Raw genomic sequence first — 19,551 nt, forward strand, 5'->3', positions numbered from 1 at the left:
TCGGAGCCGATGTCTTTGCGCTCGTCAAGCACCTTCGGGCAGACTGTGAGCCGCCACAGCACAGACAGGAAATGAAGGCCAGTGCCTGCTATACCTATACAGCTTAAGGCATAAATTGACAAGTGCTAATTGTTTGTGTTAAACATTTGAACGGCTGAGGTAAAATGAGAGCCGGAGGCACTGTGATGACTTGTCCTACATCGCAAAGACACAAGCACGAAACCAACATTATCAGCAGCATCCCCTTCTTCGCGTCCCTCACCGTTGGCGAGGTGGACCAGGTTGAGAAGCTGTTTAGAAAAAAGAACTACGAAAAAGAACAGATAGTGCTTTACGAGGAGGACACCTCCAGCTACATGTACCTGATCTATTCGGGCAAGGTGCGGGTAGTGAAGATGAACGACGAGGGTAAAGAGCAGATCATCACCATCCACAAGAAGAACGACTTCTTCGGCGAGATGTCGCTTCTGGACAACAAGACTTCCCCGGCCACCATCATCGCCCACGAGGACTCGGTGATCGGGCTGTTGCACAAGGACGATTTTCAGCAGCACCTGATGAGCAACGACGCGATCCGCAAGAAGATCATCGAACTGCTGTGCAGCCGGCTGCGCGAATCCTGGGAGATGATCAAGATCCTGAGCTTCAACGCGGAGAACGCCCAGGACCGGGTGCTGTCCCTGCTGGACCGGCTGGGGGAGCTGTACGGGGTCCGGGATGACCGCGGCGTGATCATCGACGTGAAGATGACCCACCAGCAGATGGCCAGCTACGCCTCGGTGACCCGCGAAACCATGAGCCGCGTCTTGCGCAGCCTGGAGAAGTCGGACGTGATCAGCATCCTGGACAGCAAGGCGATCCTGCTCAACAAGAATTTCTTCGACACACGGAGCAACGGCAAAAGACAGTAAAAAGGCAACGGATGTTCAACGTTCAACGTTCTACGGCTGATTCCAGTCCCAACTCCGAACTCCCTTCCTTTCCGCGCGCTATGACGGCGCGAATCCTTCACCTGCTCAATTCGGCGCTAACCTCTCACGCCCGCAAACCAAATCCCCCCTGTCCCCCTTCGCAAAGGTTCATCCGTGAATTCCGGGGAAATGTCCGAGGCTGATCTCCCCCTCCAATCGGCACTCTATTGAATCAAGTTACCGTTACCGTCATAGACGGCTGATACTGCTATGCCGAAGTCGGAGGGCTGGGCACCGGAGGGCACGTTGGCAAAGGTGACGGTCATGATCTGCCCTGAGGCGACCGGACTGCTGGCGAGAATGAGACTGTTGGCACCGGAGATGGTGGCAAGCCCGCTACCGGCATAGGGACCGGAGGTGCTGACTCCGGACAGGGTGCCCCCTGCGGGCATGGTGACCACGAAGTTCACGCCGTAAGGTGCGGCAACGGGTATGCCGGCAAGGGATACGGTGCCGACGGCACCGGTGCCGGTCACGACGGTAGCCATGGTGGCATAAACCGGGACGGTAACGGTAACGGCGGCGGAGTCGCGCTCGTTGCCGGCGGCGTCATACGCCTTCGCAGCCCAGGTGTAACTCCCCCTGGCAAGTGTCGACGGGTCCCAACTGTAACTGTAAGGAGCGGTAGTGTCGCTCCCCTGTTTGACGCCGTTCAGGTAGAAATCGACTCTGGCCACTCCGACATCGTCGGCGGCATCTGCCGTAACGGTCGTCGTCCCGGTCATCGTGGCACCGTTTGCCGGGGCGGAAAGCGCGACAGTCGGGGCGGTGACATCTGGAGTCGAGGCCGTTCCCCCTCCCCCGCCGCCGCAGGCAGCCAGCACCAGCATCCCTCCCCCCAACAACGATCGTTTCAAAATGCGCATAGCTCCTCCTGCTGCTTAAACCGCGAGCTTCACCCTGGTTACAGTTTTCCGGTCAGCTTGGCGAGGATAACGACGACATCGCCCGTATCAACCTTGCCGTTGGGAACCGACTGGCCATTCAGATAAGGCGCCAAGTCCAGGCGCTGCAACTGCTCGACGGTAGGAATCTGCTGCCCCGAGGCGATCTGCAACGCGAACTGGGCGTCTGCCAGGGTAAGCGGAGCCGCGGGGGGCGAGGTTGAGGTTGAGGTTGAGGTTGAGGGCGGAGGCGGGGCGGCCTGGCTGGCGCCGTTGTCGACGACGACGGTGGCGGAGGCGACGCCGCTGTTTCCGGCCGCATCGTACGCCCTGGCGGTGATGACGTGGCTGCCGTCGGCAAAGCTCGTGGTGTTCCAGAGATAGCTTGCCGGGCTCTGGTTGCTGCCAAGCAGCAGCGTGTCGTCGATGGAGAGCTCGAGCCTGGTGACCCCCACGTTGTCCCCGGCGCTTGCCGCAACGTTGATGGTCCCGGCTACCTTGCTACCGGAGGAAGGCGCCGCCAGGGAAACCGTGGGCGAGATCACGTCGCCGGGCACGGAAACGTGCACCGGTTGCGAGAGCGCCGCATTGCCGGCAAGATCGACGGCCCTGGCGGCGATGGTATAGGTCCCCCCGGCAAGGGGGGCGGCGTTGAAGGTATACGTATAGGGAGCGGCGCTGGTCTCGTACACCTGCGTGCCGTTCACCAGGAACTGGACCTTGGCGATGCCGACGTTGTCGGTTGCGGCCGCGCTGACGTCGAGGGCGGTGGCTACGGAGGTGTTGTCCGCGGGGGAGGTGATGCTGACCAGCGGCGGGAGGGTCTCGGGGATCTGGACGATGTTGGAGTAGACACTCTCCTGGCCGAGGGAATTGTAGGCGGTAACGGCGAAGTAATAGGATCTGGCGGGGTCAAGACCGCTTATGCTCGCCACGGTCACCTTGCCGCCGTCGACCGGGGCCTTTCCTTCCAGGGCTCCCGTCCCCCGAAAGGGGAGTTGGTCGCTGTTGGCCTGGTAGTAGATCCGGTACCCTGCCAGGTCGGCATCGGGACTTGGGTCCCACGCCAGCGTGACGGTGGTGGCAAGACAGTTGTGGGGAAGGGACAGCAGCAGGAGGGAAAAAAGCGCAGCGACGCGGGACCGGCCCGCTTTTCCGTTTACTCCCATCGTTTACTCCCAAGGATCGGCGTGGGGCCTTGGGCGTTTCTCGCCGGGAAGGAGGAAAAAAGAAAAGCCGGGACCGCAGCACCAGTACTTGGCATTTCGGCGACCCGGCTGTCTCAGAGAGACCCTGTAGGCTTTCCGTCCCACCCTCGCGGATGGTTTAGTATTATCGTCTACCTGTGTTATGGATGGCCTCTCATCCCGGCCATCGGTGGCGCATAGTAGTTGATTTATAAAAGGAAAGCAACTTTTTTAATAAAGCGGTAACAGGTAGCGCCCGCCGGGCCCGGCGGGACCCGCTCGCCGGGCCGAAGGCTACCTGATGACGGAGACCGTCCTGCTCCCCTTGTTTCCTGCCGCGTCATAGGCGTTGACGGCAACCGTATGGACGCCGGCGGCGACCTTGGCCGATGCGCTGATGGAACCCGAGTTGGTCCCAAGAAGCAGGGCCCCGTCCAGGTAAACCTCCATTCTGACAACCGCGACGTTGTCCTTGGCCGAAGCGGAGACCTTGAGGTTGGCATTGCTGAGCGTGGAGGAGGAAGGGGAAAGGATGTTGACGCTGGGAGAGGTGACGTCGTTGGAAACGGTGACGGTCACGCTGGAGGATCCGGCGTTCCCCGCGGCGTCGGACGCTATCACGACCAGGGTGTGGCTCCCGGCGCCGGCTGTGGCCGTGTTCCAGTTGTAGCTGAGCGGGCTCTGGTTGGCGGCGTACACGAGGGTGGAGTTGTCGTAAAGGGCAAGACCGGTAACCCCCACGTTATCCGTGGCGCCGGCCGTCACGGTCACGATGCCGCTTACCTGCTTGTTGTTGGACGGCGCCGTGATGGTGACCGTCGGAGCCGCCGCGTCCCCGGAAACGAAGACCACCTGCTCGGCGGTGCCGACATTGCCGGCCGCGTCGTAGGCCTTTGCGGTAAGAGTGTACTGGCCGGGGGCCAGCGAGGCTGTGGGCCAGTTGAACACGTAGGGAGCCGAGTTGCCGCCGGCAAGGAATTTGCCGTTCGCGTACAGTTCCGCGTTGGTGACGCCGACGTTGTCAACGGCGCTGACGTTGACGGCAACCGAGCCGGTAACGGTGACGTTCGGGGCCGGTGAGATGATGCCGACCACCGGTGGCACCATTTCCTTTACCTGTACCACGTTGGAGTAGATGCTTTCCGCTCCGCTGGCATTGTAGGCCGTGACCGCGAAATAGTAGGAATTGCGGGGATCGAGGCCGCTTATGGAGGCGGTGGTGCCGGTGGAGACATCGATGGGGGCGGCCCCCTCCACGGCGCCGCTGCCGGCGAAGGGCTGGACGGGACTGTTGGCCTGGTAATATACCCGGTAACCGGCCAGGTCGGGGTCCGTGGAAGGGTCCCACTGAAGGCTCACCGACGAAGGAAAAGCTGCAACGGGAATGAGAGTCAGAACGAGAAGGAACAGCGGTACATAAGCTTTCAACGTTGACCTCCACGAGAGGCGGAAACCCGGCGGCAAGGCGCAAAAAAACCGGGACCGACCTGTAGTGCAGGTATTTCGGCGACCCGGCTGTCTCAGAGAGACCCTGTAGGCTTTCCGTCCCACCCTCGCGGATGGTTTAGTATTATCGTGTACCTCTTTTTTTTATCCCTTTCTAACTGAAGACGTTCTTCGCCGTTGTATTTCAAATCACAAAATTTCCTTTCTGGACCTGTTCCACCGTTTTTTATGGCCAGGTTTCATGCTTCCGCCCCTGCCGGGCTCGCCGGGAGGATGATTACGTCGGGGCGCGCATCGAAGCTGCCCAAAGACCATACGGTGCGGCCCGCCCCCGGGCTGAAACCGGTGAAAACGAACCTTGTTTTTTGGTTTTTAACCCTGAATTTTCCGCCGCCCCGAAAACGCCTATATACTACGGCACATTGCACGAACCAAAACGTAACCTGTTCCGCAAAAGAGCAGACTTATTCAGCCCAAAACCAAACCGGATCAACGCGAAACCAAACCTCATCAAGGCAAAAGCAAACCTGATCAAATGCAAACTCGATCCACAAAAAACGACGCCCGATCGGCCGCTTGTACGATTTCAGCACGCGGAAAATAAACCTGCTTGACGCAATAGGATACCGGGATAATATTAGGCAAAACTAAGAAAAAGAATGAGGAGGTCGTCATGTCCACCGACAGGGTCATTATCAGTTTTCCTGCTGCCATCGTGGCGTTTCTGGAGCTGGCCCGCAGAGTACTGATGGCGCTTACGGGAAATCCGAACTTCCCGGAGCCGTGGGTCGGGTGTTCTCTGGCGGAGTTGGGGGAGTGCGTGGAAAGGCTGCAGCGGGCGGTGGACGAGGCAAAGTATCACGACTCGCAAAAGATCAAGTACCGAAACCAGGTGAAGGAGGAAACGAAGCAGGTTTTGCGCAAAATCGCCAACTACGTGCAATTGGTCGCCGCAGGTAACATCCAGGCGCTGCAAAGTAGCGGTTTCAGCTTCCAGAAAGAGCGCCGAACCTTCCACCTGGGGCAACTCCCCTTTCCGGAGCTCATGCTGAAGCATGGCGAGCGGAGGGGCAGCATCATCGCCAAAGCGCGGGCCCTTCCCGGCGCGGGAAGCTACGAGGTTCAACTAACGGATAAGGATCCCAACATCGAAGCCAACTGGGCCGGCTACTGCAACGTGAAGACCTGCAGCAAGATAAACATCAACGACCTGGTCAGTGGCCAGAACTACTGGGTCCGGATGCGCGGCATCTTCAGCGCCGGCGCCGGCGATTGGTCCACGCCGGTCACCATCATGTCCCTTTAAAGACCTCGGGCCCGGTTCCAGATCGCCATGGAACCGGGCCCGTTTCGTTTACCAGGCTCACCCCACCACGACGTAGAGGGCGAGCTTTTAAACGGTCACCTTTGCGACGGAGTCCACATCACCAAGCGGTTGCCGCGCAAGTAGCGCAGCCACGCAACGGCGATGGCGAGGTTGACCGTGGCGAAGTACAGCGGTAGTTTGACGGCAAGGCTTCGGGCCAGGGACGGGCTCCTCCAACCGGCAAGGGCGCACACGTAGAAGCCCGCCTGGGCGAGAAAGAGAAACAGGTAAAGGCCCGACACCGGGGCCAGCGCCGCATTGATCAGCAGGGATGCCGCCAGGAAGAAGGGGACCAGCCAGCGCAGCAGCTTGTGGCAACAGAACTGGTAGGCGAACAGGCCGTAGCGAAACGGGTTCAGGAACTCGAGATTTCTGAAAAAGACCGTGAGCCCCCTGAGCACCGTCCTCACCTTGCGGTCGAATTCGCGGCTGGTGTCCGCGACGTCCTGGTACAGGCCGATCACCTCAGGGTCGCTTACCCCGCGCAAGCCTAGCCGCATGCTGTTGAGAAGCGTCCTGAAGTCGCTCTGCATATCGGGGGAAAAGTCGCGGCAGACTTCTTTTCTCGCGGCAAAGAAGGAACCGCTCAGCCCGACCAGCGAGTTCACCCTCCCCTCCAGTTCTCTAAGCCACATCTCGTAACGCACGTACGCCCCTTCGCCGCACGGCTTTCCGTCCCGCCCGAGCACCCGGTCCACGCTGCTCACGCAGCCGACCGAAGCATCGGCGAAGTTGGCCATCATCCGGCGCAGGGCACCCGCTTCGATCATGGTTGCCACATCGGAGAAAACGAGGATTTCCCCCTGCGCGACGGCGACCGCCTCCCGCTGGGCGTTCTCCTTGCCGCCGCGGTTCTTCACCTCGACGAGCCGGACGCCACGCCCCTCGAATTCGCGCACGATGTCGTTGGTACGGTCGGTCGAGCCGTCGGAGGCGACGATCACCTGCAGGAGGAGTGCGGGGTAGTCAAGCGCCACGGTGTTTTCGAGCTTCTCCCTGACCCGTTTCTCCTCGTTGAAGGCGGTGATGATGAAGGTGACCCTCGGCGTGATGTCGCCCTTTTCCACCCCGCGCCCATGCAACAGCGACAGCAGGTACAAGGAGAGCGGGTAGCCGAAGTAGGCGAAGAAGACCAGGAAGATGCAGCTGCATAAGAGAATCGGCATGGGCGAGCTCCGGTTTCAGTCCGCCAGGAGTTCCCGGTAGACCCGTTGGTAGTCCTTGGCCATCTTCTCGACCGAAAACATGGCACCGACCTTCTGGCGCGCGGCGCGGGACATGGCGGCGCGCAGCGCGGCGTCATCGACGAGCTCGATCAGACGGCGGGCGAAGGAGGCGGGATCCCGGTCCCGCACCAGGTACCCTTCCACCCCGTCGGTCACGATTTCGCCGATGCCCCCTACGGCCGGCGCCACCACGGGGAGCCCGCAGGCCATCGCCTCCAGTATGGTCATCGGGATGCCTTCGTGCAGGGAGGTGTTGAGGTAGAGATCGAGCCCCCGGTAGAAGGGCTCCATTGCGTCGAGATGGCCGGTGAGGGTGAAGTTTTCCCGCAGCCCGTGGCGCTCGACGGCCGCAAGGATCTCGTCCCGGCAGGGACCCTCGCCGGCGAGACGAAACACCACGTCGCGCTCGCGCCGCACCATGTCGGTCACCTCGACCATGAGGGGGTAGTCCTTGACCGGGAAGAGCCGCCCCGAAGAACCGACGCACAGGGGGGCGGGGTGGTTGTGCGCGGCAGCCGCGCCGGACGGCACAGGGACGCCGTTACGCACCGCCGCGACCCTGCGCCCCGCGAAGCTGCGTTTCATTACCAGGTAATTGCGGATATCATCGGAGACCGCAACCGTCCTGCCGAAAAAGCGGCGCATCAGCGCGAAGTTCAGGCTGACCTTGAGGGAGGAGAGCGGGCTCCCCACTCCGCCGACCTCGGGGAGCCCGTGCTGCGTCGCCACCAGCCGGGCGCCCAGTCCGGCGCTCCCTAACAGGGCGAGCAGGTTCTCCTTGTAGCGGTGCGAGTGGATCAGGTCGGGGCGCATCTTCTTCAGGTGACCGCGCACTTGCCCGAGCAGGGAAGCAAAGCCGTGACGTTTCTCGTCCAGGATGGTCACGGCGCATCCGGCCGCTCTCAACTCCGCGGCCAGCCTCCCCTCGTTCAAAAGCAGCACGCTGAGCTGCAGTTCCGGGTCCCCGGCCTGAGCCCGGAGCAGATGGCAGGCCATCACCTCGGCGCCGGCCCAGAGGTCGCCGGAGATTATGTGACAGAGCTTTATCATGACAAAAATATAAAGTCACAATGAAAATTATGCAATCTGAATCTGCCTCCCGCATGGCATAGGCAATTTTGGCATGGCCACTGCGCAAATACCTGTCGTCGAGGTAATTGGTTGAGAAAATGACGAAATAACAAATTACTATGACATTGCCATGAGGGCGCAAAGCAACTACAATATCAGGTAGCCCCCGGATTCCCAGCCCTTTACCAGACACCCGTCCCCACCGACTGAACCTGGCGATGTTGCAGCACTCTTAGGCGTACGTCAGACAAACGCCACTGCGGAGCGAAACAGAAGCCCCTCCCGCAGAAAGGAGCTGACCATGCAGAGCCCGAACCCTCTCCAACTGATATCCAGACGTGCGCTCGGCCAGATACTGGTCGATGGCAAATTCGTGTCGAAGCGTGCCCTCAACCAGGCCCTTATGGAGCAAAAGACGACCCACGAACTGTTGGGGGGCGTCCTGGTCAGGATGGGTATGCTGAAGCCCGAAGACGTCATGGCCCCGCTGTTCATCCAGCCGCATTTGGCCCGCGTGGAGGATGCGGTGAAGCTGGCGGCCGGCGACCGGCAGTTGCTGGGCGCCCTATTGGTGCAATCGGGTAAGGTAACGGCGTCGCAGCTCGATGAGGCGATCACCGAGCAGAAGAGGACCGGGGAGCGCCTCGGCGAAGTGTTCATGCGAATGGGCATGCTCACCGAGCTGCAGCTCAAGGGGCTCCTCGATTGGCAGCAAAACCAGGGCGCCCCAGCCGACACGCCGCTCAGACTGGGCGAATTGCTGGTCGCCACCGGCCACATCACGCGGGAGCAGTTGGAGCGGGCCCTTGCCAAGCAGGGGCAGACCGGCAGAAAGATCGGTGACGTCCTCGTCGCCGAGGGGTACGTGCGCAGAAGCGAGGTCAACCACGCGGTACGACTGCAGAAGATGTGCGTCAACGCCGTGGTTGCCGCCATCCTCGCCATGGGGATGAGCAGCGCGGCAGCCGCATCCTCCGTTTCCCTGCAGTGGGACCCGTCGCCGGACACCTCCGTGGTGGGCTACAAGGTCCACTACCAGCCCGACTCCTCCACGCAGCCGTTTCAGGGACCGGCGCCGGTCGACGTGCAGAACGTCACCACCGCCTCCATCGCCAACCTCGACCCTGCCCATTCCTACAGCTTCGCCGTCACCGCCTACAACGCGGCCGGAGAGGAGAGCGTCTACTCCAACGTGGTGACCATCGCCGAGATGCAGGCTCCCAGCACCGCCCTCACCTACCCGGCAAACGCCGCGACGGTTGCCGGCACCGTGTCGGTCACGGCCGACGCGACCGACAACGTCGGGGTCAGCAAGGTCGAGTTCTACGTGAACGGGGCACTGAAGGCGACCGTACCCTCCTCCCCCTACGTCTATTCCTGGGACACGAGCGCCCTCCCCGCCGGCAGCTACACCCTGATGACCAAGGCCTACGACGCGGCGGGCAACATCGGGCAGTCGCAGACGATCACGGTCACGGTCGCCAACGACCTGACCGCGCCGACGGTCTCCCTCACCTCCCCGGCGAACAACATGACCGTGAGCGGGTCGGTGAATATCGCCGCCAACGCGACCGACAACGTGGGGGTGAGCAGGGTCGAGTTCTACCTGAACAACGCCCTGCTCTCGGCTACCAACATGGCTCCCTACGCCTACACGTGGGACAGCAAGACCGTCGCCAACGGCGTGTACAACCTGACGGCCAAGGCGTATGACGCGGCGGGGAATCTGGGGCAGTCCCAGGTGTTGACGGTCAACGTCTCCAACGACCTGATCGCCCCGACCGTAAGCCTCGCCTCCCCGGTGTCCGGGACCACGGTCAGCGGCACGGTGGCGGTCACGGCCAACGCCAGTGACAACGTCGGGGTGAGCAAGGTGGAGTTCTACCGGAACAACGTGCTGCAGGCCACCGTCGCCGCATCCCCGTACAGCTACAACTGGGACACCACCCAGGTCGCCAACGGCAGCTACACGCTCACCGCCAAGGCCTACGACGCCGTCGGCAACGTCACCACGTCCACGAGCTCGTCGGTCAGCGTAGCCAACCCGGTACCCGACACCACCGCCCCGGTGGTCTCCGTTTCCTCGCCCGCGAACGGCTCCAGCGTGAGCGGGACGGTCGCGGTAACCGCCGCCGCCTCCGACAACGTCGCCGTCACCAAGGTGGAGTTCTACCGCAATGGAGTCCTGGTGGGCACCAGCACGGCGGCGCCCTATGCCTATAGTTGGGACACCACCAAGGTCGCCAACGGCAGCTACAGCCTGTCGGTGAAGGGGTATGATGCGGCCGGCAACGTCGGTGTCTCGCAGAGTTCGGCGGTGAACGTGTCCAACCCCGTACCCGACACGACCGCCCCGGTGGTCTCCGTCTCCTCGCCCGCCAGCGGTTCCAGCGTGAGCGGGACGGTCACGGTAACCGCCGCCGCCTCCGACAACGTCGCCATCACCAAGATCGAGTTCTACCGCAACGGGGTCCTGGTCGGCACCGATGCGGCGGCACCGTACGCCTACAGTTGGGACACCACCCAGGTCGCCAACGGAAGCTACACCCTGACCGTCAAGGGGTACGACGCAGCCGGCAACGTCGGGGTTTCCCAGAGCTCGACGGTGAACGTGGCCAATCCGGTCAAGGACACCATAGCACCCACGGTTTCCATAACCTCTCCAGCCAACAGGACCACCGTGAGTGGGGTGGTGACCATCAAAGCGAGTGCCAGCGACAACGTCGGAGTCACCAAGGTCGAGTTCTACATAGGCGGCAGGTACCTGACCAGTCTTGGCAGCGCGCCCTACAGCTATGCCTGGGACACCACCAAAGTATCGAACAGCACCTACGTAGTCACCGCGATTGCGTACGATGCGGCAGGAAACAAGAAGCAATCATCCAACGTGTATGTAACGGTGAAGAACAGAAAATGGTGAGCGGATGGAGCCGGGGGTTGTAACAGCGGTTACTGTGTTTGCAATCACAGTATCCGTGCAGGATTTGCCGCAGTATGACATAGAACCAGGTAATCGAAAAAACCAAACCATCCGTGAGGATGGGACGGAAAGCCTAGGGTCTCACCGAGACAGCCGGGATGCCGAAAGACCACGAAGCGGTTGCGGCCCCGGCTTTTTGTTTTAACACAAGTTGGAAAGCATCTACCTCAGACATGATTTGGGAGGATCATATGCACAAGAAAATCATCAATTGTATTTGGGGCGTTATCCTGGTCCTGGGCATTGCGACCTCCTCATATGGTGCAGTGCTTTTCACGGATAACTTCGAGTATACTGACTCACCTAACAATCATGGATGGGGCGTCGGCCCCACCTCCTCAATTGCAGCAGGGGCTGGACCTGATGGTTCCAACGCTCTGAAGATTACCTTTGATTGTGATTCCAACACCTGCGGTGACCGCTGGAACAACTGGAACGTCCCAGCTAATAATCAGGAACTCTACATCAAATTCAACTTCAAATTTGATTGTGGAACAGGGAATTGTATAGGTGGGGCAAAATTTTTGAAGTTACGAGGCATAATAAACGGTACCAACTATGCGAACAGTACCTTTCAGGTTGTTTACCAGACCAGCAAATTCGAAGGCATACTCTTCGGTTGCAGCGGTACCGCTCGGGATGCAAACTCGATAATCCGGTACGATGGGACAACAGGCTTGACTTCAGGATGCCCTACCCCCACCTTATCAGGTACACGCCCAGGTCTAATAGATCCACGCGATGGGAAGTGGCATACCTGGAAGGTTCACATGAAATACAATGATGATGCCCAGAACAACGGTCTATATGAAGTATGGTACGATGGCACTAAGGTTCTCGGTGCGACAGGTATAAACAACAGAGATACTGCAGACTCGAAATTTTTCGGTTACATCATACTAGGTGGTTGGAATCAGTATTACGGTGGCATTCCGTACTCTATCTACTATGACAATTTTGTTGCATCAACTACTGATCCTGACCAAGTCATTCCACCTTCCAGTCTGACCGGATCGGGGAAGCCATAACCAGCCAAGCTGTTTATCAGCTCTATTTTACGGCAGTAGTTGCTACCCCCACCACTTGGGTAGCGCTACTGCCGTTTATTCATGAACGCTCAGGAATGGAAGTAAGGTAAGACTTAAAGTCAGTAATCATACTATCCCAGCGTTCTCCGAGACGGCACTTCAGGTCGCTGACCTCTCTCTGTAATTTCTCCTTCTTCTCGATGACGGTCAGGATAGCTTCTTTTACAGCATCAGCAGTAGGAAATGCGTACTCAACTCCTGCAGAGAAATATTCTCGCATTATAGAAGTGTCCGACAGAACCATAGGTTTGTTTAGTGCAACACCTTCATAAGCTCCGCAAACCAAACAGTTTTCCCGCGTTGTTAAAACAATAATTGCATCAACAGATGAGATGAGGCTCCAATAATCATTATCAGGAATAAAACCAAGCAACACTAAGTTCTTAGGCAGTTCATCTCGGCTGATTCCTTTAGGGTACCTACCTGTGACGTATACACAGATATCATCTGGCAAACGTTTAACAGCTTCTACAACCTCGTTGAACGGCTCATCGGGATTGAATGAGCACACGAAAGCAAAATTAAATTTAGCTTCAAAACTGAAAGGGTAGATGCCACGCGGCACTTCAGGAAGTCTGTCAGGCAGCACAAAGGCTCGACCTCCATTTTTTACTACGACATTAGCCAACTCTTTATTGGTAACAACAGTAACATCAGCAAGAAGCTGTATTATTTTAGAAATAGCGCATAAAATTTTGCTCCTTCCTTCCAAGGGAAACACTCCTGCATTGTGAGCATCAATTATGCTAACATATCCAAATAGGAATTTGAGAAGTACCACAACTAGCGCCAAAAGAAGAGACGGATTTTGTGCTGCAACAAATTCCGGTTTGTTCCTCAACAGGATTTTCACCGTCCGCAAAAATGATGTGATGTAGCGCTGGACACACCCCCCCTCGCAAAGGATTTCGTGAAGTTCCCATCCCAGCGCATCACTCATTCCTTTGTTCCTGCGCTGTTTTTCCCATGTCAGCCAAACCCCTTTGGTCAACTCCATCGCCACCTCCTGAATCGGTCTTCAAATGAAGTATATAGCGTTGAGTAATTACCAATCATGGCTTGGTTAGAAAATTTGGCATTGGCTGTAAGGGAGGCATTCTTGGCAATTTGTCCCCGAAGCTCCGCCGAGGCTAAAAGCATCATTATCGCATCTGCTATATCCCGTGGATTTCCGGCTCCGGCGAGGACACCATCGATATCATCACTTATGATTTCCTCAGGTCCGCCACATTTGGTTGCCACAATAGGAAGAGAAGAAGCCATGGCTTCGATTGTTGATATAGAGAAACCCTCCGATAACGAACTTAGAACAAATATGTCCAGATTGTTCAAGAACTTAGCAGGGTTGGAATGATGTCCAATAAAGAAGAAATTATTATTTAGTCCCAGTTCCTGCTTTAAGTCCACTAACTTCTCGAAAATTTCACCCTTCCCTTCACCAGCAACAGCGAAATAGGTGTTTGGGTAGTTATCCACGACGATACGCGCTGCTTTTAAGAGTGAATCGTATCCCTTAGCAGGTCTGATGTTACCCAAGGCACCGACCAGCATGGAGTTGGTTGGAAGGTGCAAATCCAACCTCACGGAGACATCGGGATTTTTCCTGTAGATAGAGGTGTCGACAGAATTATAGATGACTGTAGCCTTGCTATTATTGAGACCATAATTGGTGACAAAATAGTCTTTTAAGCATTGAGAGACAAAAACAACTTTCGAAGATCCAAGATTTATGATCAGTGACTTAAGTCTGGCAAATTTGTCGTTCCGTTTAATGTCTACAAAACCATGAAAAGTTGAGATAACCGGAACCCGAGTAAAAAGGCCTGCCAAGCAGCAATAGAGGTTGGATCCAAGAAGGTGTGACTGTATAACATCAATTTTGTGCTTTTTGATTAATAAAACCAACTGCCAAAGGTAGTTGAAATTGAAACGCCCTTTGCTGTTGAGGAAAATGGGGGTTATTCCCTCGTGTTCTAGTTGCTGGGAAACCCACCCTTTCCCACGTATGACGACGAAAGCTTGGAAAGTGTTTTTATCCAAACTTCGAATGAGGTCGAGGAACACCGACTCGGCCCCACCTGGTCCTGTCGTGTCGATAGTGTGAAGGACTCTCATACCTTTCTACCTAAAAAAGAGTTAAAGTAATCGAGCGTTTCTTGCATGAAAGGGCCCATATCTTCTGCCCTGAATACATCCGAAGAAACCGTCGGTCCCGAGGCAAAGAAGGCCTCAAGCACTTGCATAAAAGACGGTAAGGCGGTGCGGTATGATTTAACCTGAAAAGCCTGTTTTGCCCGGATGAGACAATGGTCTAGGATGCCATATGACCATTTAAGCTTATGACCTAGGAGATAAGGGTGCTCCAAATAGGGCAAGTTCTGGCGACTATAGTAGCAAAAAGCCAAATATGGGAAATCGACACCGCAAGAAACGGCAAGTTGCAAACTTCCCCAGAACCTGCCGTTTATCTCCATCAGCTTCGCCTGACCGCTCTGATCTTTTTTAAATTCCACCATCGCTACCCCCGTCCACCCCACGGCACTCAAAAGGCGCGTTGCAGAATCCACCATTGTGGGGTCAAGCGGCACACTCTCTGATAGAACACTTACCCCGCCTGAAGGCGGCTTTTCCAGCAATCGACGATGAGAGAACAGAGCTAGATGGTGGTCCTTATCAAAAAGAGTGAATATGCCTGTCCCTTCACCGAGGATCAGTTCTTGTATCAAGGATGGAGATTTCAGCACATCACAGGTACGATATAAAGATAAAAGTTCTTCCTCATTACTTGCATACATCACGCTCGACGGCACTAGGCGCCCATCGATAAAAGTCTTAGAATAGGCAGGTTTTACTACCAGGGGGTAGGAAGGTAATTCAGGAAGTTTGGTGACGAGGTCTTTTTCATCTCTTACATTAATAGTAAATGGCGTTTCAACACCTAATGAGCGTGCTAATTCCATTAGGCTAGATTTGTTGCAGATGCTATCCATCTGCTCTTCAGAGGGGGATGCTATTATCGTATCCATGCATAGATTCCGGCCCTTGTTCAGCCAGAAAATTGTCTGTTCTGTAACAGGGAAAACTATTTCGACGTTTTCATCTTTTATAACCTTGATGATATCGCCCAGATAATCCTCGCCGCGTTCCATTGGATCAGTTACAACACGATAACGGCTGCAAAATTTGGATCTTGAGGACAGGCAAGATATTTTTGTGCCAGTCACGATGACTTTGACCCCGCGACTGCCCAAGGAGCGCACAATCGCCAAGGCTGATCTGTTTTCGCCATCAGTGACAAGTACATTCACAGCTAAAACCCCTTGAGGAACAGCCTTCCTTGCAGTAACGCTTCAGAACGAGAAACATCTTCATGAACCCCGATTCGGGGTAATCGCATCAAATCTGATTCGTTGGAAACCATACCTTTTTTTGTTGTCACAGCTGCCACATAATTGTTGCGTGACAAGACGTCCTGAATTTCTGCATTGAAATTTCCGTTTGGGTACGCAAAAGTGAAGACAGGAGCGTTCACTCGTGATTCGATTGCTTTCCCGGAAAGTATTATCTCATTTTCAATTTGCGCTATGCCAACCTGATCTAAAAGTTCGTGATTTACCGTATGTGATCCAAATGTCACCAGACCACTGGCATACATCTCAGTCACTTGCTCCCACGTCAGCATCTGATTTCGCGGGTTGTCTTCCAAAGGACGAAAATCAATTGAAGCGATAACACGTTCTCTGGTCGACGGCGGTTGTTCTTTCAGAAATTCTATCACATGGTCAATGGTAGGAGCACTTTTCCAGCTAGGGCATCTCTCCTGCAGTACAGACGGACACCAATTGTAAAAGTCATTCAAAAGAGATCCATTCTGACTCAAAAAGCAGGAGATCTTTTCGGTCCAAAATGTATCGGAAGTCCCGACGTAACCAGTTGCCAGGAAAATGGTTGCGGGGACCCCAAGGGTTTTTAGAATGGGATAGGCATGGAAATAATTGTCACTCCATCCGTCATCGAAGGTAATACAACAACAACGCCTTATACTTTTCCCTTTTTGTATTCTAACAATCAATTCTTCAAATGGCAGGATGTTAAAGAATTTGTTTAAAAAGAGAACATGTTTCTCGAATGTTTCCGACATTACATACATGCCCGGCTGCAAGTAGTAGGAAGGAAAATTGCGCTCATCGAGTATCCGATGGTACATAAGTATGAACGCGCTGTTTTTAGTCATGTAATCGCGTATAACTTTGAAAGCACCTACATTAGAAAGAAGGCTGCAGAAGCTGCTCTTGATAAATGATTTCAGGATATTTTCTTTAACCATGGCGGGAGTACAGTCGCGTCATCAGGGAAACAAGATCAGATATGTGCTTCTCCAAATTGTACTTTTCCACAACCCTTACACGACTGGCTTCTGACATGGAATCTCGTAATTCGTGGTCGTCTGTCAACAATTCTATCTTATCAGCCAGATCCAGATGGCTTCCCGGCTCGATCGATAAGCCAGTTTTACCGTCGATTATTGTTTCCTTGAGCCCCTGCAACCGTGAAACGATCAGGGGCAGCCCTGACGAGGCCATTTCCATAGATGACATAGTGAAGGAATCCCATCCTGTACTGGCTATGATGCCGGCATAGCAGGATTTATGGATGCAATCAACGTCATTGCGATACCCACCAAATGTTATGTGATCCCTAGCTCTGGACTTAGATATCATGTTTTCAAACCGGCACGCCTCATCACCTCTATTTCCCAAGATGAGAAAGTGAATGTCCTCTCTTTTCCTAGTATCAAGCAATTCTTTTGCTGCATTTACAATGACATGAACCCCTTTTCGATCTTCCATATGCCCGGAGTAGAAGAAAAGTTTCCTACCTCTCGGAATATCGAACACATTATAGGCATATTCTGCATGTGCCTTGTCGGGGTAGAATATCTTGGTATCCACAGCGTTAGGAATGACACTGACTCGATTCCGCGGAATACCGCGGCCAAGGACTGCAGAGTCAGCCATCGCTTCGGACTGAAATATGTAATGGTCCGGTTTGTGGGATGTCAAAGCGACACCAACACGTTTAAGCAAGAGTTTCATTCCATGATTGAGGCTACTCATAGGAGCACCCCAATAGGATACCAAAACCTTAACACCAGCCTTCCTCATCACGGTGTAAAAAGGGTTCGCGACGGGTTGGTCGAAGCCAAACGCCGTGTCGATTTCGTTGTGTTTGATGTAGTCATAAACAAGCTTCAAAGACTGCGGGTTCGGCATCTTCGGATCAAAGACAATGATATTGGCGAAGTTTGGGGGCACATAGTCAGGATGTCCCCCCTTAAGACTCGTGTACCCTAAATGGACGTTTCGCAAACTACCGGTTAACTGTTCGGCCATTTCAAGAAAGTCGGGTTCATGTCGTCCAATAGCATAGCCCGTATTTGATCGGCAATGATAGTAAACAAGAATACCCTTAGGCGGCATTGTCACCTCGAGTTTCTACAAACTCCAGACTCGCTGTTTTTGCTTCGTCAGGCGTGTAACGGCTAGCCACATTGTTCAACGCTACCGTCATCGACAAGTTAATCCAAAAGTAGGGATAATATAAAACGGTTACAAAGAATCCAGATATTAAATATCCCACTAGAGCGGCATCTGACCCGTAGGTCATATAGTAGATGAAACGGTCGGATTTCCCAGTACTTTGAACCATTGCCCTGGTTCGCCTATTGTTGGCAAAGGTGAACACTACCATTAGCATGAAAACTGCTAAACCTGTGTAACCGAGTTCAGTTGCACACTCTAAAAAAATATTGTGGGGCAAAAGTTGATTATCCAAACCAAAATGTTCCTGCTGTGCAACGCCCCAGTTCCGATACCCTACTCCTAAGACCGGGTACTTCTTTACTAGCTCCAGTCCTCGATCCCATAGCTGAATGCGACTTATGGAGGTAGAATCTTCGCCAGCAGTCTTGAACCTCTCAAGTTGCTGCTGTGGCATCATAACGAAAGCAACTGTTACGATCGCACAGACAGCAATAAGTCCTTTCACCTTATGTTTGCTGCACAGTAAAAGATACATCACGACTCCAGCACCACCTAAAACAGCCCCGCGAGACGAACAAGAGATGGTTCCAGACAAGGCAGTCACAGGAAAGGATAAGAAGATTATTTTCTTCCATCTTGGCCAATATTCTTTCAATGCTTGGATGAAGCACGCTGAATATGCGAGAAAGATGCACATCTGGATGCCAAACTCTCCTGAGTTTTTGAACCATCCCGGCCCTCCCCCGGAACCATCCTTGAGGAAAGAGAAACCGTGACTGACCCACTTAAAAAACGAAAATTGGGCCATTTTGAAGCTATATAGAAGAAATGCGAATATGAAGATAAATATCCGGCCAGGAGTGTTCACTATGTTGATAATCAAAAAATATATGATCATCCACGCGATAAAATCAGGTACGCGCTGCAAAGCGATGCTACTAGACATGGCATTATAGGATGACATTAATATGACTACAAGAAACAGGATAATAAGTTTATTTTGGATATTGCTCACAAGTAGTTCTTTTTTCTGCAATATGAAAAACAATAAGGTGACAACTATGGTTGTCTTGGCAAATGGGAATATATCAATGGAGGGATACAAGGTCTGTGGTCGAACGTACTCCAGGAAAAGATACACGTTTATCAACAGGAACGTAAAGCCTTGCTCCTTGATAAACCTGATAATACACGAAACTTCAACTTTGTATAGATCCATCATAATCACACCCTTACATTTCTGCTGCAAATCAAAGCATTAATACAAGTTTTAATCTTATTAAAACAGGCATCGTAATCTTTTTCCTCTCTGCCAAACGGGTCATAAATATTCAGACACAGCTTGTACGAGGCTGTGGAATAACATCCGAGAAGATGAATTTTGTCTTTGGATGAAGGAAACATCTCCCGTAAATTGTGGTATTGAGAATACTCCATGGCCAGGATTAAGTCTGCGCCATTCACATCATGAGCAGTCACTGGCCTTGAGTAATGACCAGTGAGGTCAACACCGTGTCTAATAGCGGCCGAAATAGCTGTATTCGGAGATCGTACCTCACGATCCACTTGAAGACCGCGTGATTCTACCTTCAAACTTGTATCAAAGTTTTTCAAATAACCTGCTGCAAACGCACTTCTACAAATATTCCCTTTGCATACGAATAAAACCCGATCAAAGGTAAGCGTTTTAGCCTTTTGTATCTGAGCAGAATATCGGATCAGGTCGATTAAACTTTTAAGCATCTCTTTAGTGAATCTTCTATGCGAGTTGAGCAATATTTTCATAGGC

16 protein-coding genes and 3 riboswitches are annotated in these 19,551 nt (G+C 54.2%); of the genes, 4 read left to right on the top strand and 12 right to left on the bottom strand.

Annotated features, from left to right (window positions below):
* Positions 1-185: 185 nt before the first annotated feature.
* Entirely contained in the window at positions 186-911 is a 726-nt protein-coding gene (locus H7687_RS07955; protein ID WP_183346524.1) for a Crp/Fnr family transcriptional regulator, read from the top strand.
* 224 nt (positions 912-1,135) lie between these two features.
* Here the strand turns inward: H7687_RS07955 and H7687_RS07960 are convergent, their stop codons facing one another.
* From H7687_RS07960 to H7687_RS07970, 3 genes are all read right to left on the bottom strand, one after another.
* Positions 1,136-1,837: an Ig-like domain-containing protein gene (locus tag H7687_RS07960; RefSeq protein ID WP_183346525.1), complete on the bottom strand. Its 702-nt coding sequence runs from the start codon at positions 1,835-1,837 to the stop codon at positions 1,136-1,138.
* Between the two features lie 38 nt (positions 1,838-1,875).
* Positions 1,876-3,024 (bottom strand): Ig-like domain-containing protein, encoded by a 1,149-nt coding sequence (locus tag H7687_RS07965; protein ID WP_183346526.1) that lies wholly within the window; start codon positions 3,022-3,024, stop codon positions 1,876-1,878.
* Positions 3,025-3,119: 95 nt separating this feature from the next.
* Positions 3,120-3,196: riboswitch (cyclic di-GMP riboswitch) on the bottom strand.
* Positions 3,197-3,336: 140 nt separating this feature from the next.
* The gene (locus H7687_RS07970; protein ID WP_183346527.1) at positions 3,337-4,470 is read right to left on the bottom strand and encodes an Ig-like domain-containing protein; all 1,134 of its coding nucleotides are present in this window, start codon (positions 4,468-4,470) and stop codon (positions 3,337-3,339) included.
* A gap of 74 nt (positions 4,471-4,544) precedes the next feature.
* Positions 4,545-4,621, bottom strand: a riboswitch (cyclic di-GMP riboswitch).
* A 540-nt stretch (positions 4,622-5,161) separates the two neighbouring features.
* On the opposite strand from H7687_RS07970, the gene H7687_RS07975 reads away from it, so the two are divergent.
* Positions 5,162-5,794 (top strand): fibronectin type III domain-containing protein, encoded by a 633-nt coding sequence (locus H7687_RS07975; RefSeq protein WP_183346528.1) that lies wholly within the window; start codon positions 5,162-5,164, stop codon positions 5,792-5,794.
* Positions 5,795-5,889: 95 nt separating this feature from the next.
* Here the strand turns inward: H7687_RS07975 and H7687_RS07980 are convergent, their stop codons facing one another.
* Both H7687_RS07980 and H7687_RS07985 read right to left on the bottom strand, forming a co-directional pair.
* On the bottom strand, positions 5,890-7,020 hold the full coding sequence (locus H7687_RS07980; RefSeq protein WP_183346529.1) for a glycosyltransferase family 2 protein: 1,131 nt from the start codon (positions 7,018-7,020) through the stop codon (positions 5,890-5,892).
* Between the two features lie 15 nt (positions 7,021-7,035).
* Positions 7,036-8,130: a glycosyltransferase family 4 protein gene (locus H7687_RS07985; RefSeq protein ID WP_183346530.1), complete on the bottom strand. Its 1,095-nt coding sequence runs from the start codon at positions 8,128-8,130 to the stop codon at positions 7,036-7,038.
* Between the two features lie 322 nt (positions 8,131-8,452).
* On the opposite strand from H7687_RS07985, the gene H7687_RS07990 reads away from it, so the two are divergent.
* The gene (locus tag H7687_RS07990; protein WP_183346531.1) at positions 8,453-11,071 is read left to right on the top strand and encodes an Ig-like domain-containing protein; all 2,619 of its coding nucleotides are present in this window, start codon (positions 8,453-8,455) and stop codon (positions 11,069-11,071) included.
* Positions 11,072-11,162: 91 nt separating this feature from the next.
* A riboswitch (cyclic di-GMP riboswitch) is annotated at positions 11,163-11,237 on the top strand.
* 85 nt (positions 11,238-11,322) lie between these two features.
* The gene (locus H7687_RS07995; protein ID WP_183346532.1) at positions 11,323-12,159 is read left to right on the top strand and encodes a heparin lyase I family protein; all 837 of its coding nucleotides are present in this window, start codon (positions 11,323-11,325) and stop codon (positions 12,157-12,159) included.
* 79 nt (positions 12,160-12,238) lie between these two features.
* Here the strand turns inward: H7687_RS07995 and H7687_RS08000 are convergent, their stop codons facing one another.
* The 7 genes from H7687_RS08000 to H7687_RS08030 all read right to left on the bottom strand — a co-directional run bounded on the left by H7687_RS08000 (position 12,239) and on the right by H7687_RS08030 (position 19,547).
* Positions 12,239-13,216, bottom strand: a complete 978-nt coding sequence (locus H7687_RS08000; RefSeq protein WP_183346533.1) for a glycosyltransferase — start codon at positions 13,214-13,216, stop codon at positions 12,239-12,241.
* Complete coding sequence (locus tag H7687_RS08005; protein WP_183346534.1) at positions 13,207-14,334, bottom strand: glycosyltransferase; 1,128 nt, start codon at positions 14,332-14,334, stop codon at positions 13,207-13,209. The genes H7687_RS08000 and H7687_RS08005 overlap by 10 nt, the downstream gene beginning before the upstream one ends.
* On the bottom strand, positions 14,331-15,527 hold the full coding sequence (locus H7687_RS08010) for a carboxylate--amine ligase (RefSeq protein WP_183346535.1): 1,197 nt from the start codon (positions 15,525-15,527) through the stop codon (positions 14,331-14,333). The genes H7687_RS08005 and H7687_RS08010 overlap by 4 nt, the downstream gene beginning before the upstream one ends.
* 2 nt (positions 15,528-15,529) lie before the next feature.
* Positions 15,530-16,453 (bottom strand): polysaccharide deacetylase family protein, encoded by a 924-nt coding sequence (locus H7687_RS08015; RefSeq protein ID WP_183346536.1) that lies wholly within the window; start codon positions 16,451-16,453, stop codon positions 15,530-15,532.
* Between the two features lie 85 nt (positions 16,454-16,538).
* Positions 16,539-17,699 (bottom strand): glycosyltransferase family 4 protein, encoded by a 1,161-nt coding sequence (locus H7687_RS08020; RefSeq protein ID WP_183346537.1) that lies wholly within the window; start codon positions 17,697-17,699, stop codon positions 16,539-16,541.
* Positions 17,689-18,984 carry an O-antigen ligase family protein gene (locus tag H7687_RS08025; protein ID WP_183346538.1) on the bottom strand — a complete coding sequence of 432 codons (1,296 nt, stop codon included), beginning with the start codon at positions 18,982-18,984 and terminating at the stop codon, positions 17,689-17,691. Before H7687_RS08025 ends, H7687_RS08020 begins: the two co-directional genes overlap by 11 nt.
* Before the next feature lie 2 nt (positions 18,985-18,986).
* Complete coding sequence (locus H7687_RS08030) at positions 18,987-19,547, bottom strand: arsenate reductase/protein-tyrosine-phosphatase family protein (protein ID WP_183346539.1); 561 nt, start codon at positions 19,545-19,547, stop codon at positions 18,987-18,989.
* Positions 19,548-19,551: the final 4 nt, after the last annotated feature.

Origin of the sequence: Geomonas paludis (assembly GCF_014193585.1) — a bacterium.
Classification (GTDB): Bacteria; Desulfobacterota; Desulfuromonadia; order Geobacterales; family Geobacteraceae; genus Geomonas; species Geomonas paludis.

Coding starts and splice junctions, on each gene's coding strand:
- H7687_RS07965 (WP_183346526.1), bottom strand. CDS start 3,024: ATGGGAGTAAACGGAAAAGCGGGCCGGTCCCGCGTCGCTGCGCTTTTT.
- H7687_RS08015 (WP_183346536.1), bottom strand. CDS start 16,453: ATGACTAAAAACAGCGCGTTCATACTTATGTACCATCGGATACTCGAT.
- H7687_RS08000 (WP_183346533.1), bottom strand. CDS start 13,216: ATGGAGTTGACCAAAGGGGTTTGGCTGACATGGGAAAAACAGCGCAGG.
- H7687_RS07985 (WP_183346530.1), bottom strand. CDS start 8,130: ATGATAAAGCTCTGTCACATAATCTCCGGCGACCTCTGGGCCGGCGCC.
- H7687_RS08030 (WP_183346539.1), bottom strand. CDS start 19,547: ATGAAAATATTGCTCAACTCGCATAGAAGATTCACTAAAGAGATGCTT.
- H7687_RS07960 (WP_183346525.1), bottom strand. CDS start 1,837: ATGCGCATTTTGAAACGATCGTTGTTGGGGGGAGGGATGCTGGTGCTG.
- H7687_RS08025 (WP_183346538.1), bottom strand. CDS start 18,984: ATGATGGATCTATACAAAGTTGAAGTTTCGTGTATTATCAGGTTTATC.
- H7687_RS08020 (WP_183346537.1), bottom strand. CDS start 17,699: ATGCCGCCTAAGGGTATTCTTGTTTACTATCATTGCCGATCAAATACG.
- H7687_RS07990 (WP_183346531.1), top strand. CDS start 8,453: ATGCAGAGCCCGAACCCTCTCCAACTGATATCCAGACGTGCGCTCGGC.
- H7687_RS07980 (WP_183346529.1), bottom strand. CDS start 7,020: ATGCCGATTCTCTTATGCAGCTGCATCTTCCTGGTCTTCTTCGCCTAC.
- H7687_RS07975 (WP_183346528.1), top strand. CDS start 5,162: ATGTCCACCGACAGGGTCATTATCAGTTTTCCTGCTGCCATCGTGGCG.
- H7687_RS07955 (WP_183346524.1), top strand. CDS start 186: ATGACTTGTCCTACATCGCAAAGACACAAGCACGAAACCAACATTATC.
- H7687_RS08005 (WP_183346534.1), bottom strand. CDS start 14,334: ATGAGAGTCCTTCACACTATCGACACGACAGGACCAGGTGGGGCCGAG.
- H7687_RS07995 (WP_183346532.1), top strand. CDS start 11,323: ATGCACAAGAAAATCATCAATTGTATTTGGGGCGTTATCCTGGTCCTG.